The sequence below is a fragment of the Bacillus sp. FSL R5-0820 genome, assembly GCF_038593385.1.
Taxonomy (GTDB): Bacteria; Bacillota; Bacilli; order Bacillales; family Bacillaceae; genus Bacillus; species Bacillus altitudinis.
Window position 1 is genome coordinate 1,615,886 of the sequence record NZ_CP151991.1, and the last position, 15,647, is coordinate 1,631,532.

The 15,647-nt window shown below is 40.8% G+C and carries 16 protein-coding genes; all 16 read left to right on the forward strand.

All coding sequences use genetic code 11. The features are described from left to right. Positions 1-3 precede the first annotated feature (3 nt). Genes NST15_RS08230 through NST15_RS08305 form a run of 16 tightly spaced genes read left to right on the forward strand, consistent with a single transcriptional unit; the run spans position 4 to position 15,646 of the window. Positions 4-1,233 carry a methionine adenosyltransferase gene (locus NST15_RS08230; RefSeq protein WP_073413546.1) on the forward strand — a complete coding sequence of 410 codons (1,230 nt, stop codon included), beginning with the start codon at positions 4-6 and terminating at the stop codon, positions 1,231-1,233. 5 nt (positions 1,234-1,238) lie between these two features. Continuing rightward, a complete protein-coding gene (locus NST15_RS08235; RefSeq protein WP_342498999.1) occupies positions 1,239-2,273 on the forward strand; it encodes a hypothetical protein in 1,035 nt (344 codons plus the stop codon). 14 nt (positions 2,274-2,287) lie between these two features. Then, entirely contained in the window at positions 2,288-2,839 is a 552-nt protein-coding gene (locus tag NST15_RS08240; protein ID WP_052472184.1) for an AAA family ATPase, read from the forward strand. A 4-nt stretch (positions 2,840-2,843) separates the two neighbouring features. Then, the gene (locus NST15_RS08245; RefSeq protein ID WP_268439259.1) at positions 2,844-3,833 is read left to right on the forward strand and encodes a phosphotransferase; all 990 of its coding nucleotides are present in this window, start codon (positions 2,844-2,846) and stop codon (positions 3,831-3,833) included. Next, on the forward strand, positions 3,830-4,558 hold the full coding sequence (locus NST15_RS08250; protein WP_148943092.1) for an SDR family NAD(P)-dependent oxidoreductase: 729 nt from the start codon (positions 3,830-3,832) through the stop codon (positions 4,556-4,558). Before NST15_RS08245 ends, NST15_RS08250 begins: the two co-directional genes overlap by 4 nt. 14 nt (positions 4,559-4,572) lie before the next feature. Continuing rightward, entirely contained in the window at positions 4,573-5,346 is a 774-nt protein-coding gene (locus NST15_RS08255) for an SDR family oxidoreductase (protein ID WP_250026510.1), read from the forward strand. A 16-nt stretch (positions 5,347-5,362) separates the two neighbouring features. After that, positions 5,363-6,169, forward strand: a complete 807-nt coding sequence (locus tag NST15_RS08260) for a histidinol-phosphatase (protein ID WP_342499000.1) — start codon at positions 5,363-5,365, stop codon at positions 6,167-6,169. A gap of 24 nt (positions 6,170-6,193) precedes the next feature. Then, positions 6,194-7,276, forward strand: a complete 1,083-nt coding sequence (locus NST15_RS08265) for a myo-inositol-1-phosphate synthase (RefSeq protein ID WP_057079536.1) — start codon at positions 6,194-6,196, stop codon at positions 7,274-7,276. A gap of 3 nt (positions 7,277-7,279) precedes the next feature. Then, positions 7,280-8,131, forward strand: coding sequence for an HAD hydrolase family protein (locus NST15_RS08270; RefSeq protein ID WP_342499001.1), 852 nt, complete (start codon positions 7,280-7,282; stop codon positions 8,129-8,131). Continuing rightward, positions 8,132-9,268 (forward strand): aminoacyl--tRNA ligase-related protein, encoded by a 1,137-nt coding sequence (locus NST15_RS08275; RefSeq protein WP_342499002.1) that lies wholly within the window; start codon positions 8,132-8,134, stop codon positions 9,266-9,268. Next, on the forward strand, positions 9,255-10,385 hold the full coding sequence (locus NST15_RS08280; protein ID WP_041507277.1) for a nucleotidyltransferase family protein: 1,131 nt from the start codon (positions 9,255-9,257) through the stop codon (positions 10,383-10,385). The genes NST15_RS08275 and NST15_RS08280 overlap by 14 nt, the downstream gene beginning before the upstream one ends. A 4-nt stretch (positions 10,386-10,389) precedes the next feature. Further along, a complete protein-coding gene (locus NST15_RS08285; protein ID WP_053069926.1) occupies positions 10,390-11,646 on the forward strand; it encodes an ATP-grasp domain-containing protein in 1,257 nt (418 codons plus the stop codon). After that, positions 11,633-12,943 (forward strand): type III PLP-dependent enzyme, encoded by a 1,311-nt coding sequence (locus NST15_RS08290; protein WP_342499003.1) that lies wholly within the window; start codon positions 11,633-11,635, stop codon positions 12,941-12,943. The genes NST15_RS08285 and NST15_RS08290 overlap by 14 nt, the downstream gene beginning before the upstream one ends. After that, complete coding sequence (locus NST15_RS08295; protein WP_057079530.1) at positions 12,909-14,102, forward strand: acyl-CoA dehydrogenase family protein; 1,194 nt, start codon at positions 12,909-12,911, stop codon at positions 14,100-14,102. The genes NST15_RS08290 and NST15_RS08295 overlap by 35 nt, the downstream gene beginning before the upstream one ends. 25 nt (positions 14,103-14,127) lie before the next feature. Then, complete coding sequence (locus NST15_RS08300) at positions 14,128-15,123, forward strand: hypothetical protein (protein WP_342499004.1); 996 nt, start codon at positions 14,128-14,130, stop codon at positions 15,121-15,123. Next, complete coding sequence (locus NST15_RS08305; RefSeq protein WP_041507274.1) at positions 15,092-15,646, forward strand: hypothetical protein; 555 nt, start codon at positions 15,092-15,094, stop codon at positions 15,644-15,646. The genes NST15_RS08300 and NST15_RS08305 overlap by 32 nt, the downstream gene beginning before the upstream one ends. Position 15,647: the final 1 nt, after the last annotated feature.

Consider the following 15,647-nt stretch of genomic DNA (forward strand, 5'->3'; position numbering starts at 1 on the left):
ATAATGAAAACAATTCAAAAAACCATTCTTGATATTTTAAAAGGTGATGGCCAGGATATCGAACAAATTCCATATGAGCTTGTAGAACGTAAAGGAGTAGGGCATCCAGATACGATGTGTGACGCCATCGCAGAAAGAGCTTCTCAATATTATTCTCAATATTGCATGGAACATTTCGGCAGAGTAGCACACCACTGGTTTGACAAAGTGATGCTTCTTGGCGGAGATGCTGATGTATCGTACGGAAAAGGAACAATGGTCAAACCTTATCAAGTTGTGTTTGCTGGAAAAGGGGCATACGCATACGGTGATGAGCCGATTCCTCTTAAAAAGATTCTTTTCGATGCAGCCAAAGATGTGTTATCAGAGGTGACGACCGGATTTGATGCTGACGAACATCTCGTCATTGACTGCCGGATTGTTGATCATCAAGGGGCAGGCCGTAAAAATTCAAGATATCGTCCGATGGTTGAAACAGATATGATCGAGATCGGGGATCCAAAGCTTGTTTCAAATGACTGTAATTTACTGCATGCTCATGCCCCGTTAAGCCGTCTTGAGAAGCTCGTTCTCTATACAGAGCGTTATGTGAATGGACCGGAATTTAAAAAGGTGAACCCAGATACCGGCTGGGATGTGAAAATATTTGGAAGCAGACGTCATGAAGATTTCAAACTCATAGTAAACATGCCTTTTCTAGCAAAAGATATTCATAGTCTTGAGGAATATTTTTCCCGTAAAAAAGAATGTCAGGATCAAATCGCACGCTATATTCATGAAACGTTAGGACTTACCCCTGATCTTATGCTGAACGCAACAGATCGCAATGGTCGCCCGTACTTAACAGCACTTGGTTCTGTAGCAGATACAGGCGATGTAGGTGTTGTTGGAAGAGGAAATCGATTAAATGGATTGATCACCCCAATGCGGTCTATGAGTATTGAAGCACCGGCTGGTAAAAACCCGCTTGATCATACAGGGAAATTGTATGGAGTGCTCGCGCAACGATTGGCAGATCAAATTTTTGAGACCATTCAAAAGCCAACAGAAGTGCATATCTTTACTTCAAAAGAAGCACCGCTCCACAACCCTGATGAAATTGCCGTCCGTATTGAACAGTGGGATGGAAATGAAGTGGATAGAAAGAGAATTGAAGACATTGTCATGAATGCGGTTCATTCGATGGGCGATGTGACAAAAGATTTAATTTTTAAAGGCGTGACAATGTGGTAATAAGGATGAAAGAAAAAGTCATTGATGCCGTTCATGCATGTATTCATACAAAAGAACCAATGGCAGTGACCATTCATCCATATGAAATTGAAAAACACCAACAATTGGATCAACATCATCTTCTATTGATGCTAAAGCCTGAATTAACCAGTATCCATAAAGGTGTACAGCTTGATCGAATACTAGATGAACTTCTCCTACGCTTAGATAATCATGATGTAGAAATAGGAGCCGTGCGCGTTATATCATCCTTATATTTGAAAGAAAAGAAAATAATAGAAAAACAATATGGGATGCTGAACAAAATCTCTAAAAACGGTCTGAGTGAATTGTCAGATACGGCAAAAAAGATGCTGTTCTTTAAATATCCAGAGTTTAAACAGAAGGAACATTTCATATATGGAGGCCATCAATTTTTACAAAAGTACGAAGAGCTTACGCCGTATGGTTTAGAGCTTCTGACACGGAACTTGAAGGTGGACAAGCTAGGTGCGGGCACATACGCCATAAAGGCCGAGGTGGATGGAGAACAGATGTTTCTGCTCAATTCATTCCACCCTTGTCAAATTGAGTGGTTCACTGCACCTGCAAAGTCTATTATCGTCATGGAATGTTTTTCAAAGAAGCCTATGAGGATGTTAAGAGAAGATTTTATCGGTGCAACGGACCCTAAAGAGGCAAAAGCAGGTTCTTTTAAACACATGCTGCTGTCGGAGCAAAAGCGGTTTGGTTTAACGAACGTGTGTACTCGATTTAATGGCATTCACCTGTCACCAGGACCTGTAGAAGCAATGGCGGGAATGATTCACTATTTTCGTACACCTGAAACAAGGCTGACTCCCGCACATACACTTTTTGGCCAGTTGTTAAAGAAAAATGGCTTTTCGGATGAATCACTAGATCTGTTATGTGAAGATGTGTCCATTCATTCAAGCGAAGTGCCAGTATTTGAATTAACTGAAAACCTCAATTGGGATGAATCATTAGATCTGTTAACAAAAGTGAGAAACGACATTCAAAAGCATGAACGTGTTCTGTAACAGGGGGGAACTACTTGAATAATGAAGGAGCTAGCCAGCGAATATGGATTGTTGGTCCACCTGGATCTGGAAAAACGACCCTTGCCCATCACTTGAAACAGGAATTCATGTTACCTCACTATGAGCTCGATGCCCTATTTTGGCAAGCGAACTGGAAAAAAACAGATCGGAAGTTGTTTATCGATAACGTCCATGAAGTTGTTAAACAAAAGAAATGGGTGATTGATGGTCAATATTCATCTGTTCACCATATCTTGACTGAATATGCTGATACGATCATATGGCTTGATGTGAAGAGAAGGAAGACATTCCCCCGTCTCATGAAAAGGACGTTCAAGCGGCTCATGACAAGGGAAAAACTTTGGAATGGAAATAAGGAGCGACTAGGTAATGCGCTCCAATTTTTCTCATATGCCTTTCATGTGTATCCAGAGGTGCTCCATCAAAACGAGAAGCTTTTTCATAAATTAAAAAAAGAATCACGTGTGAAATGCCTGCGCATAGACAAGCAGGAAGCAGCAGATCTGGTACTTAGGAAAATCAAAAACCTTGAGAAAAAGGGGTGAGGACATGATGAAATCTGATGATGCTGATAATGTCCTGAAATATTGGTTTTCGGAACAGCCAATCCGCTTAACACCTTTAAACGGAAGAAGTCCTAATGAAGGCTGGCTTGTAGAGGATGCTAAAAACCGCTTTGTCTTAAAAAAATGTGTGAGAAATCATGATGCAAAGTGGCTTCAATATTTAGAAGATTTAACAGATGCTTTGCTTGATCATGGTTTCCCGATTCAACCCATGATAGAGGCTGAGAACGGTCGTAAAACCATTTTATTCAAAGAACATTTTTGGCAGTTGCGGCCCTATTTTGAAGGAAGGCCATATGAAATGGGAAACCGTTCAGATGAACAAGAAGCCATTCGGGTATTAAGACAACTTCATTCATTAAAGAACTTACCGAAAGGGCCTGTGAACCCAAACTGTGAATTGAAAAACTGGATAACTTCACCGGACGACACACTGGATAAGACGGCAAGTGTATTAAAGAAAGTTGTTTCTTCTAAAAAGGCTGCTTCTTTGCTCAAAGTGTATGAACAGGAGCTGATGAATGTACTCACGCTGCTAAATCCCAGTCTGTATGAGGCATTACCTCATGCTGTCACACATGGCGATTTTCATTCTGGCAACCTGCTCATCCGTCATAAGAAGCTCGCCATGGTTCTTGATTTTGATACAGCAGGTTATAGACCCCGAATTTATGATGCGGCCATATCTGCTTTTTTGTTAACGAGAATCAAGCGGGGAACATTTCAACTAGACATTGTGAAAACGATTCAATTTTTAAAGGCATATGCCAATGACTTATCTGAAAACGAGTGGCGTTCTATATCTGGTTTTATCAGACTTTTATATATTCCGACAGGGCGGTATTTAACACTTCTGCATACTTACACACCTCACTTATTGAACTGGTATATTGATTGGTCCTTGGAAGCACTAGAATCCGCATCAAACCAGCTGAAAGAAGAGTGGTATCTCCAAAAGGAGATGAGGATATGAAGGTTGCTGTTGTCACTGGTGGAAATAGAGGCATTGGAAAAGAAGTGTGCAGACAGCTTGCACAAGATGGCATGCTTGTCATTTTAACAGCACGGCAGATTGAAAATGCTGAATTAGCTGCATCTGATATGAATGAGCAGGTTGTGCCATACCAGCTGGATGTGACAAGCGAAGAATCGGTTGAACGTCTGTCTGCATTTATGAAGGATTCGTACGGGAGAGTGGATGTGCTGATTAATAATGCGGGAGTCTTTCTTGACAACATAATGGATGACGCCTTTCCATCTTTTTTAGATCTTCCTGTATCGACACTTCAAGAAACGATGAATGTCAATGTATATGGCGCAGCTAGAATGACCAAGGCGGTTTTCCCTTACATGAAAGAGGCTGGATATGGACGAATCGTCAATGTATCTAGCGGCATGGGAAGGCTCTCCGCCATCTCCGCTTCAAACGATGTTAGGCGTGACGGAAAAAGCGGTCCTTACTACAGGATGTCAAAAGCGGCTTTGCACGTTCTGACAAAAGTCACGGCTTTAGAGGGGGCGCCATTTTCTATTCTTGCGAATGCGGTTTGTCCTGGCTGGGTACAAACGGACATGGGGACATCAGAGGCTGTTAAAACTGTACAGGAAGGTGCATCAGGAATCGTATGGGCGGCACAGCTCCCCCGAGATGGACCAACAGGAGAGCTACTAAGAGACGGAAAAAGACTTCAGTGGTAAGAGGAGGCAGCTACATGCGAGGGATGAAAGAAAAGACAGTGATTGTGACAGGCGGGGCGCAGGGGATTGGATATGCGGTCGCAGAACGAGCAGCACAAGAAGGTGCGCAAGTCGTCATTGCTGATCACCATGTAGATTACGGATTAGCAGCAGAAAAACAGCTCAAAGAAAACGGATATGATGTGTTGTTTATAGAAGCTGATATTGCTGATGAGGCAGCTATTGTCTCAATGGTAGAAAGAACAGTCGATCATTTTGGGAAAATTGACATGCTTGTGAATTGTGCAGCCGTTTTTATCATGCGTGGCCTTGAAGCTACTGTTGAAGAATGGCGGCGCATCATGGACTTAAATATTATGGGGCAAGCCCTATGTGTCAAACACACGTCACCTTACATGGAGAAAATAGGAAAAGGATCCGTTGTAAATATTGCCTCCATTTCAGGTCATATTGCCCAGCCGAAATATTTAACATACAACGCAACAAAAGCAGCCGTTGTGAATATGACGCGATGCATGGCAATGGATTTGGCGGATGCAGGTATTCGTGTGAATGCAGTGAATCCCGGTACGGTGTGGAACAAAAATAACGAACGATTTCATTTAGAAGAACTTGGGTTGACAAGAGATCAAGCAAATCAGCACCCTGATATTGGAGGGATGCACATGTTAAAACGAACAGCTGATCCAGAAGAGATCGCATCTGCTGTCATCTTTCTTCTCTCTGATGAAGCGAGTTTTATCACAGGAGAAAATCTAATGGTTGACGGCGGCTATACTGCCATGTAGAGGAGTAAACATTTTGATGAAATTTGATCTGCACACACATCATCAGCGCTGTGGTCATGCGGAGGGAAGCATCAGAGAATATATCGATGAGGCTGTCAAACTAGGTCTAGAATGTATCGGAATATCGGATCACTCCCCGTTTTTTGGTGAAGAAGCTGATCATTTTAAACCATGGGTAGCGATGGCGAAGAGTGAATTTCAATCATATGTAGAGGAAGTCCTGCAATTGAAAAAGGAATATGAGGGGAAAATTCACGTGCTGTTAGGTGTTGAATCTGATTATTTTCCAGAACACGAAGCCCTCTACCGAGACGTGTATCGACATTATCCATTTGATTATATCATTGGCTCGGTTCATGTCAGTAATGGATACGACCTATTTAACCGGAAACGCTGGGAACGAATCACAGAGCAACAAGCCATCATTGAAAAAGAGACATATTACCAGTTGATTAAGATGTCTGCCGAGAGTCAAATGTTCGACATTTTAGGTCATATTGACGCCTTAAAAGGTTTTTATCCAGAAATTGCTCATCTCAAAACAGAAGCTGTCGATGATGCGCTAAAAGTCATTGCGGAGAGTGGTTCTGTGATTGAAGTGAATACCTCTGGCAAAACAAAAGACTGCGGCGGCTGGTATCCATCAATGGATCTATTAGAGCGAGCCAAATTTTATGGTGTGGAAGTCACATTTGGCTCAGATGCTCATCAGCCCGCCCGCGTGGCAGATGATTGGCTGAAAGTGAAACAAACGCTGAAGGAATTAGGTTACCAGGAATGGTGTATTTTTCAATCTCGTCAAAAGCGAAAATTGGCTCTATAAATTCATAAAAAAGGGGTTATGAACATGACAAAAGTTCGTGTAGCAATTGCAGGAGTAGGATCATGTGCGTCAAGTATCGTTCAATTTGTGGAATTGGCTAAGGAAAAAAAGGATACGCTCTCTGGTGTTATGCATGACGTCATTGGAGGCTATCAGTTATCTGATGTCGAATTTGTTGCCGCTTTTGAAGTAGATCAAAATAAAGTCGGAAAAGACTTATCAGAGGCCATCTTTACTAAACCAACGGCTGCAGTGAAACATATCGATGTTCCGTTCTTTCAAGTAACCGTCGAAGCAGGTCCTTTATGTGATGGACTTGAAGGAGATTTGTCCAACTGCATTCAACCACATGAACATTCACTGAATATGAAAACACATGATGTGACGCAAAGGTTAAAAGATGTTCAGGCAGATGTACTCGTCTGCTTCTTACCAACAGGTTCGTTTGAAGCAGTTCGTGTGTACGCAGAGGCGTGTGCACACGCTCAAACAGCCTTTATTAATGCAACACCTGAACCGGTGGCAAATGATCCTGAGTTTGTCAAAATGTTTGAAGAGTCGGAGACCCCGCTCCTTGGAGACGATTTAAGAAGTCACTTAGGTGCAACCACACTGCATACAGCCTTAATTGAACTTTTAAAATCCCGCGGGATTGATATCACCAATACGTACCAACTAAATGTTGGAGGCAATACGGACTTTTTAAACCTAGCCAACCCTATGAGATCAACGAGTAAGCAAAAATCGAAGAGAAAAGCATTGTTCGCTTCAGGTATTGATGCCAGTGAAGTGGCAGCAGGTCCAAATGGTTATGTCAGCTACCTAGGGGATCATAAGGTCTGCTTCCTGCGATTAGAAGGGAATTCTGTTTTAGATTCTGACATTTCACTTGAAATTCGTTTACAAGTAGAAGATAGTCCGAATTCAGCTGGTGTCATTGCGAATGCGATGCGTGTTGCAAAAGCAGCGAAAGATATGAATCATAGCGGTGTCATACATGACGTCTGCCCATTCTTATTTAAGAGTCCACCAATTGGACAAGTCGATTCAGAATCATTACGTCTGTTCAATGAATATGTGGCAAATGCTGAGCTGAAAAAGGTGTAACCAGTGGAAGCGGAACTCAATCTTCGCAAGATCAAATTTGCCGCTTTTGACTTGGATGGAACATTAATTGATGACAGAGGCGAGCTTATTGGTGATGTCCATGGCGCAGTGAACATGCTGCGCCAAAGAGGCATTATTCCCATTATTGTGACAGGAAGAACCTATGATTCTTTCTTCTCTCTGGATTTAGATCGATCTCTACTCGCCTTATTTCATCATGATGTTTTGCTGAATGATGGGAATGTCATTTGTCATCATGAAAAGAAAACATTTGAGGTGAAGCAGTATGTAGATGCAGCTTTATGCCAACAGATCATCACATCACTTGATGGAAAAGCTGAATTTGTCATGGAATCTCATGGAAAGCACGTGGCATCAAGTAAAAGCGCTAAGTTGAAATACTGCATGCTATATAGCTTTCCACGAGAAAAAATAGAGGTTGGTCACAAGAAAGAATTTAGCTTTGACCTTGTAACTAAACTATTTATTTTACCAAAAGAAAAAGTGGATCTTGCTCAACAATTAAAAAATTGTCATTGCGATGTAGCAGATGCCCAGTTTTTAAATGCTCAAGTGATATCTCCAAAGGGGATTTGTAAGGCAGACATGCTTGAGCACCATTTATTCGATTGTTTTGGAGAAAGAGATTTAGATCGTGTGATTGCCTTTGGAAATGGTCATAATGACAGGCTGATGCTGAAGAAGGCCAAGTGGGGGCTAGCCGTTCAAGATAGTCATCCGTCGGCGATTGAGTTAAGTGATGTTCATTTACAGGAGCCTATTTCTGATTATCTATTTAAAGTTTTACAATCATTTGAAACGCCGCACGTTATCAATGAAAAGGGAGGTATTTAGTTGAGGACCCTTCAACTGCCTTTACCAGAAGCATTAGAAGATACAATGATATCGGATTTTATGGAAAGAATTTCATTTCTATCTGCTCATATTGTGCACGTGACTCTTAACGAAGAGGAATCTATGATTGAAGTAACCGTAGATAAAATGGGAGACAAAGAGGCAATATCAACTGCGTTTTCGAATCTATCGTCAAATATCGCACAGCTGCGGAGATTTCGTGAAAAAGAAATAAAATCAAATATTCATTTATCTAGTGAGCCTGTTCATTCGAAACTAAGCGAGGAAGATCAGAAAAGAACCTTCTATGATGAAGTTGAATTGGAACTTTCAAACTACTTTGATCAATTATTTTTAAATATAGGGATTTCACTTGGAGCGAAAGTAAGGCGATACCCTTCGACGATCAGTAAAGATTTAATGGAAAAATGTAAGTATCATACGAATTTTCCGCAAAATATTTATTCTGTTTTTGAGATCCCTCATGATTATCAAATCATTGATGATATTCGAGAAAAGCATCATGGTTTTCAGCCTGAACATTTCCAGCAGGCAGGCCGTTTTTTACAGCCGTGTATTTGTTATCACTGCTATGAGGAATGGGAAGGGAAGACATATACAGACAATCAAATGATGACAGCAGCGGGGCAATGTTTTAGACATGAAATCTCTTGGAAAGTGGACCCTCTCAGGAAAATAGAATTTAGTATGCGCGAAATTGTCTTTATTGGTCATCAAGAATTTATCAATGAAACGAGAAAAACACTCCTTGAGAACACATGGGAATGCTTTCATCAACTTGGTCTAAGTGGAAAGGTCACGACCGCAAATGACCCTTTTTTCTTTTATGATGATATGGATAAAGCGAATTATCAATTAATGGCTAATAGCAAATATGAATTAGTCGCTGTGACAGAAAAGAAAGACGTTTCAATCGCTTCTTTTAACGACTGTGGAGAGATGCTTTGTGAAAGGTTCCATATTAGCGGAGAAGATGGTCTGCCGCTTTATTCAGGTTGTGCGGCATTTGGGATCGATCGTTGGGTTCAAGTGTTTTTACAAACATACGGTCGAAATCGAAAGGATTGGCCGAAAGACATGCTTCATTTAAAGGAGGAGCGCTATGCTGCAAAGTAATCTGACTCAAGAAGAACATACAGCTCTCACTTTATCCACTCCTTTTTTAAAAGCGAGTCAAATTGAAGAGATGCAGGAGCTTTTGTATAAGCAGCAAGACTGGAATGTCATTCTCGGAATGCTGCATGTTCACCGGACAGCAGGAATTGCGTGGAAGAATATTAAACGTTATGCCATTCATTTAAGAAAAGAGTTTAAAGCGACTTATTTTTTAAAGTCATTAGAGATTATGTATAAGGGTCAACTAGAAACGGCTCGAGACAATATCAAGTTAAATGATCAGTTATTTCAAGCACTTGATCAAAAAGGAATTGAGTATGCCATTGTAAAAGGAAGTGTGATTGGTCAGTGGGCATACGGTGATGTTGGGCTTCGCTTGTTTGGGGACAACGATCTCTTTATCTCACAAGATCAGCTGCAAGAAACTGGACACGTATTAAACGAATTAGGCTATATTCAAGGTTCTTGGAACTATGAAACGGAGACAGTCACACCTGCGAAACGCAAAGACATCCTTTACCTCATCATGAACTCACATCAAACCTACACCTATATGAAACCTACACCAGATTGCCGCTTTATTGATTGTCATAAAATTGATGTTCAGTTTTCAGTTGACCTCATGACAGGGAACCGAACGGATTCAATCGTCAAAGAAATGCTGTCTAGACGAATTCAAACGTCTGTTGACGAGCACCTTGTATGGTCTTTAAAAGAAGAGGATATGCTTCTTTTCCTATGTATTCATTTTTATAAAGAAGCGATTTATTTAAATGAAGTGGAGTCAATGAAAGATTTACTGCTTTATAAACTGCTAGATATATATGGCATGTTTATGAAGGAAGACCTACTCGATGTGGATTTGTTTGTCCGCCAGACGAAAGCGTATGGCTTTGAAAAGATGGTCTATTTTGCTTTTCATTATGTGAATGAGGTCTTTCCTCAAACGATTCCTGAACTTGTCATGGATGCACTTCAGCCTGAATCGCTTACTTATTTATCCGAAGTGCTGGATGCAAATGATGTCGTTCATACTTGGAATCAACCAATTCGTAAACGATTCTTTCATATTAATCGATCTTTAGATATTAACAAGCATTCTGTGCATAAGGAGTAGTGTCATGAAAGATCCGGCATCGCTATTTGATTTTAAGGGAAGAAATGACGTGATTTGGTATGGGAATATGAATCAAGAACAAAGCTGGGATCAAACAAGAGCTTTACCAGTCATGACAGATCATGTTCAAAATGAACTGGTTCTTCAGCAAGAACAACAACTGCTTTTGATTGCATCTAAAGAGCATCATGTCATCTTGCATCATCAGCCTGATAAAGCTTTTTTAGCCTATTTGGAAAATCAAGGTGTCCAGCTTCCGCATATGACTCAACTAGACCATGCATTTACATTAAATGGACTGATTGTACCGTATCTTTTAGATGAATCCCTTGAAAAAGAAGCATTGATTGAAAAAAGAACGATATACGGCTCAAATGCTACACTCGTAAAGCGGTTCAATCATAAGATTTCTACTAGAAGATGGGCAGAAGAACATCTGTTTAACGTCACGTGCGGCGCTATCTGTCATCATGCTGACGAATTAAAACAGACGTATGAAGAATTAAAGGCGAAGAATTTCTCCAAAATGGTTCTGAAAATACCTTATGGATCATCTGGGAAGGGGCTGCGTATTTTAAAAAGTGACCGAGAATTTATGCAGCTGCTGACCTTTATTGAAAGAAGGAATATCGAAACGGATTTGCTCTTAGAGGGATGGCATCCGATTAAACGGTCCTTAAATGCCCAATTGCTCATTCAAGAGAAGGGGTCACACTTACTCTCCATTACAGAGCAGAAAATTAATGAGGACGGCATTTACTTAGGGACGGATTTTGCGCCTGTGTATGAATTGGACAAAAAACGTGAATACGAAGCAAGCATGCATAGAATCATAGAGCTTCTTTATGATGAAGGGTATCGTGGTGTGGTTGGTGTCGATTCAATTATTGATGAAAATGAACAGCTCATACCGATCATTGAAATAAATGCCCGGTTCACACAGGTCACTTATTTACTCCCACTGATTTGTCGTTTTTTTTCAACCTACGAATATATCGAAAGCCGCTTTAAAAGATTCTCATGCTGCGCTGACCTGCCATTTGAAGATGTCTTAACGGAGGTAACAGAAGCACTTAATCCGGGAGAAGATGGCGGGTTCTTTATTTATACTTTTGGTAAGACGAGATCTGATGATACGTGGCACTATCGATTGTTTATCTTGTTTTACCATATGAAGAAGGACAAGCAGATTCATATGCTGACAATGTTTGATGAGATGGAATTTTCATCAGAAAGGAGGAGGAGATGTGCTGGAAAATGACTTTACGCTCTTAGAGAAAGCGAATCGTTATGGGACGCCGATGTATGTATACGATGGAGATGCATTGAAAGAGCACTATGAGCACATTACATCATGGCTCCATCAAACAGCTGAGGTGTTCTTTTCATTTAAGTCCAATGGAAATGTCTCGATTGCATCATTGTTACGGTCTTTTGGAGCTGGTATAGAAGTGGCTTCTGAAGGAGAGCTTTTCATGGCGATAAAAGCAGGTTATTCACCGCAGCAAATCATTTTTTCTGGACCGGGTAAGCAGAAGGAAGAGATTGATACCGCTGTTCAGCATGAGATCTATTGTATTATCGCCGAATCTAAGGAAGAACTCACCTACATCGCTGAGTCTGCAAAACGTCAAGACAAGCAGGCATCAGTAGGCATTCGGATCAATCCAGAATCAATTGAGTCACGGGCCAAAATAAAAATGGGCGGAGTTCCAAGTCCATTTGGAATAGATGAATCTAAACTGAATGATGTATTTGATCTGTTTCAGAAGTATGATCATTCGCTGCTATTTAAAGGGATCCATATGTATCTGGGAACTCAAGTTCTTGATGAAACATCGCTTTTATCATCGTTTGAATACACACTTAACACAGCTGTTCGAATCAAGAATGAATATGGACGAACATGCCAGATGGTTGATTTAGGTGGCGGTTTTGGCATTCCGTATTTTCAGCATGAAACACCGCTTCATGCTGAAAGGCTATTTCAACAAGTAGCGGATTTGATTAGATCATATGAAACAGAGCTTGAATTTCCGAGATTTATTATAGAAATGGGGAGATTTCTTTTAGCAGAATGTGGTGTTTATTTAACAACCATACAATATGTAAAAGAATCAAAAGGGCAGCCGTTTTTAATAGCAGATGGCGGGATGCATCATCATCAAGCGATGACGTTTAGAGGCAGACTGCTCCGCAATAATTACCCTATGCGGCTTATTAAACATTCTAGCAACACCGCAGACGTAGTGAAACAATCAATTGTTGGTCCGCTTTGTACACCAGAAGACTTAATTGGCAGGCAGGTGGAGCTTCCGCAAGGGGAAGTAGGGGATCTTCTTTGTATTGAGAAATCTGGTGCATATGGACTGAGCTACAGCCCTACCTTATTTTTAGGTCATTCTTCTCCGCTTGAGCTACTGTTGTTTGAGGGGAACGATTATGTTGTGCGAGATAGAGGGACACCGGAAGATCTGTTATTGAAACAAAATAGATCATTCTTTAGACAAAGGAGGGGTGAAGATGAAACTGACAGAGCTTCGACAAGAAACGATTGATCGTCTCATTCACCAATTTTCAGAAAGAGCAGGGCAGCTGGATGCCGAATCTCGGTTCCCGCATCAGAATCTAGACGAGCTGATTGATTGTGGGTTGCATGTCGCCAATATGCCGAAACAAGACGGAGGTCTTGGATATGGATTTGAAGAAACGATCACCTTGTTGTCACACATATCTAAAGGGTGTGCGTCAACAGGCCTCATTATGGCGATGCATTACTATTCGCTCGGCGCATTTTCTGAAGTGCTGACAAGTGAGCAGCAGGCTTCGGTATTTGACGATATTCGGCATTCAGGAGAGTTCATCGCTTCTGTCAGCGACCCGAATGTGATTTTTATTTATCAGCGAAAGCAAATGGAGGGAATTCCAACCATCACCGCCGAAAAAACAGATGGCGGATATCTTGTGAGTGGAACTAAGTTTACTGTGACAGGTGCACCGCGCATTAAATATTTGCCAATCTATTGTGAGTATGCCCCGTCGTCATGCACATCTCAATATGGAATGACGGCGCTTTTAATGACATTACCGAGTGAAGGTGCTGCGGTGGAGGAATCGTGGAATTATTCGGGAATGAGAGCATCGATGAGTCATCACATTCATTTTGATCAAGTGTTTATACCCGATCATCAGCTCATCGGGCGGGAAGGCTACGCAATAGAAGATACTGAACATTTAATCTATTGGTTTCGTTTAGCTGTTACCGCTGTTTATTACGGGATTGCAAAGGCAGCATATGAACATGCCCTCGGTATGGCATATAAAAGGAATGATCGAATTTCTAAGAAAAAATCAGCCTTTTTACCAGGTCAACAATTTCGTATTGCAGATATGAAAATGAAATTAGATGTTGCACATTCTCAGCTCATGGCCTGTGCCCAGCAAGCAGATCGAGAAAAGAAACAAACTCATTACTCGAGTGAGTTGTATACGAAGACGCTGATTACTAAACACTTTGTGACGCAGGCGGCAGAAGAAATTGTGGAGCTGGCTTCTCAGGTCGAGGGTTTTTCTTCATTACAGCAAGGATCTTTGCTTGAGCGCTTAAGCCGAGATGTGAAAGCGGCAAAATTTCATCCACCTTCAGAAGATGTATTAAAAGAAGTGATTGCGAAAAAAGAGCTGGGCATTATCCCGTTAAAAAATCGCTGGGTATGATGGCGTAAAAAAGGAGGAGACATATGTGGCTACTGCAGCACCTATTTACCGAAACAATTATTTAAACTGTTCTCAATTAACGATTGCAGCCATGCTTCTTAGACAAGGAATTCAAATCGACAGGATTTGGAGGCAAGCTGGTCTTGTTTATAGATCTCAAGACCAAGGGTTTGTTTTGATCGGTTCCTTTAAACATTTTCGTGAAGATATTCTGCATCATAATGGCATTCATTTAGAAGAAATTTTTTACACCGAAGAGGAATTAGACCTCTATATGAATCGGGTATTTAAACAGCATCCAAAGAGAGGCACTGTGTCTGTTTCTTTAGATATATTTGAATTACCGTACTGTCCATTTTTTGAAAGAGAACATGGATATCATACATTGGAAGTACTTGAGGTGAATGATGATCATGTAGTGATCAGTGACCATGCTTATTCTTATCATGGCACATTGAGTAAAGATCATTTGGTGAAAGCCGCACGCTCTGTCTACGAACATACGCCTCGAACCGAAAATCGTTATAAATGGATCAAACAGGTTGATCTTGAGAAAGAACCGGATGTAATGAAAGTTTTAAAAGAGCATGTCGCCATATTAGAAGGTGCACCGCCACATTTTGAATTGCCTGGAGCTATCACAGGTCTTGACGCAATTTCAGTCATTCAAAGAGATTATATAGATAGTATCAAAGGTGATGAAAATGGTAATTTGTTGGATAATGTTTATTTTGAAGGACTAAAGGATGTCGCCAACTCCAGAAAACATATGGTGACATTTTTATCATCATATGAAAATGAACATTTACAACCCCTTATTCAAGCATTTGAAGATGCTTATCAAAGCTGGACAGTGCTTGCTAATTTTACAGCTAGAGTCGGCCTCAGCAAAAATCCTCGCAGTATGATTGAAAGGACGTCGAATCGGTTTCAAAAAACATTAGAAGTGGAGACAAGCCTTCTCACGCAACTAAAAGAGGTGATTCAAAATGAAAACCTATCAACCCCTCACTCTTCATGATTATGTCAATAACAGAGGCATCACATATCAAAATGAATATGAAAAAGGCCAATTAACCATTGGTGGGGCTTCTTTGCCGGCTGAGTTGGTCATGAACGTGAAGGACTCTTTGGTCGAAGGCATTCCTTTTCAGTTCATTTATCAAGATCAAGGAGACAATATTGAATTAGAGGGTCAGTCTATTCAACTTCAGGCAGTTGAAGCAGAAGCGCTCCATGTCGTTGGCTGTTCATCTAATGGTAATCTCTATGAAAAGATGACATTATTACGAGAGGGGACCGTTGTCTTGGAGTCTCGTCTTTCATTAACCGATGTGATTGAACGTGAACCTGCATTTGATGATCGCTTGGCTTATGCATTTGATTATATTCATACGGTAGCCGGCATCAATCATCATTTGACATCAAACCTATGGATTGATTCGCTTTCCTTCTCGCAAAAAATCGTTTTTGATGAAATCCGCTTTCAAGATAATCCATTTATGCATATTTTCGCAATGACGATCCAGCAGTCAGATCATTGAT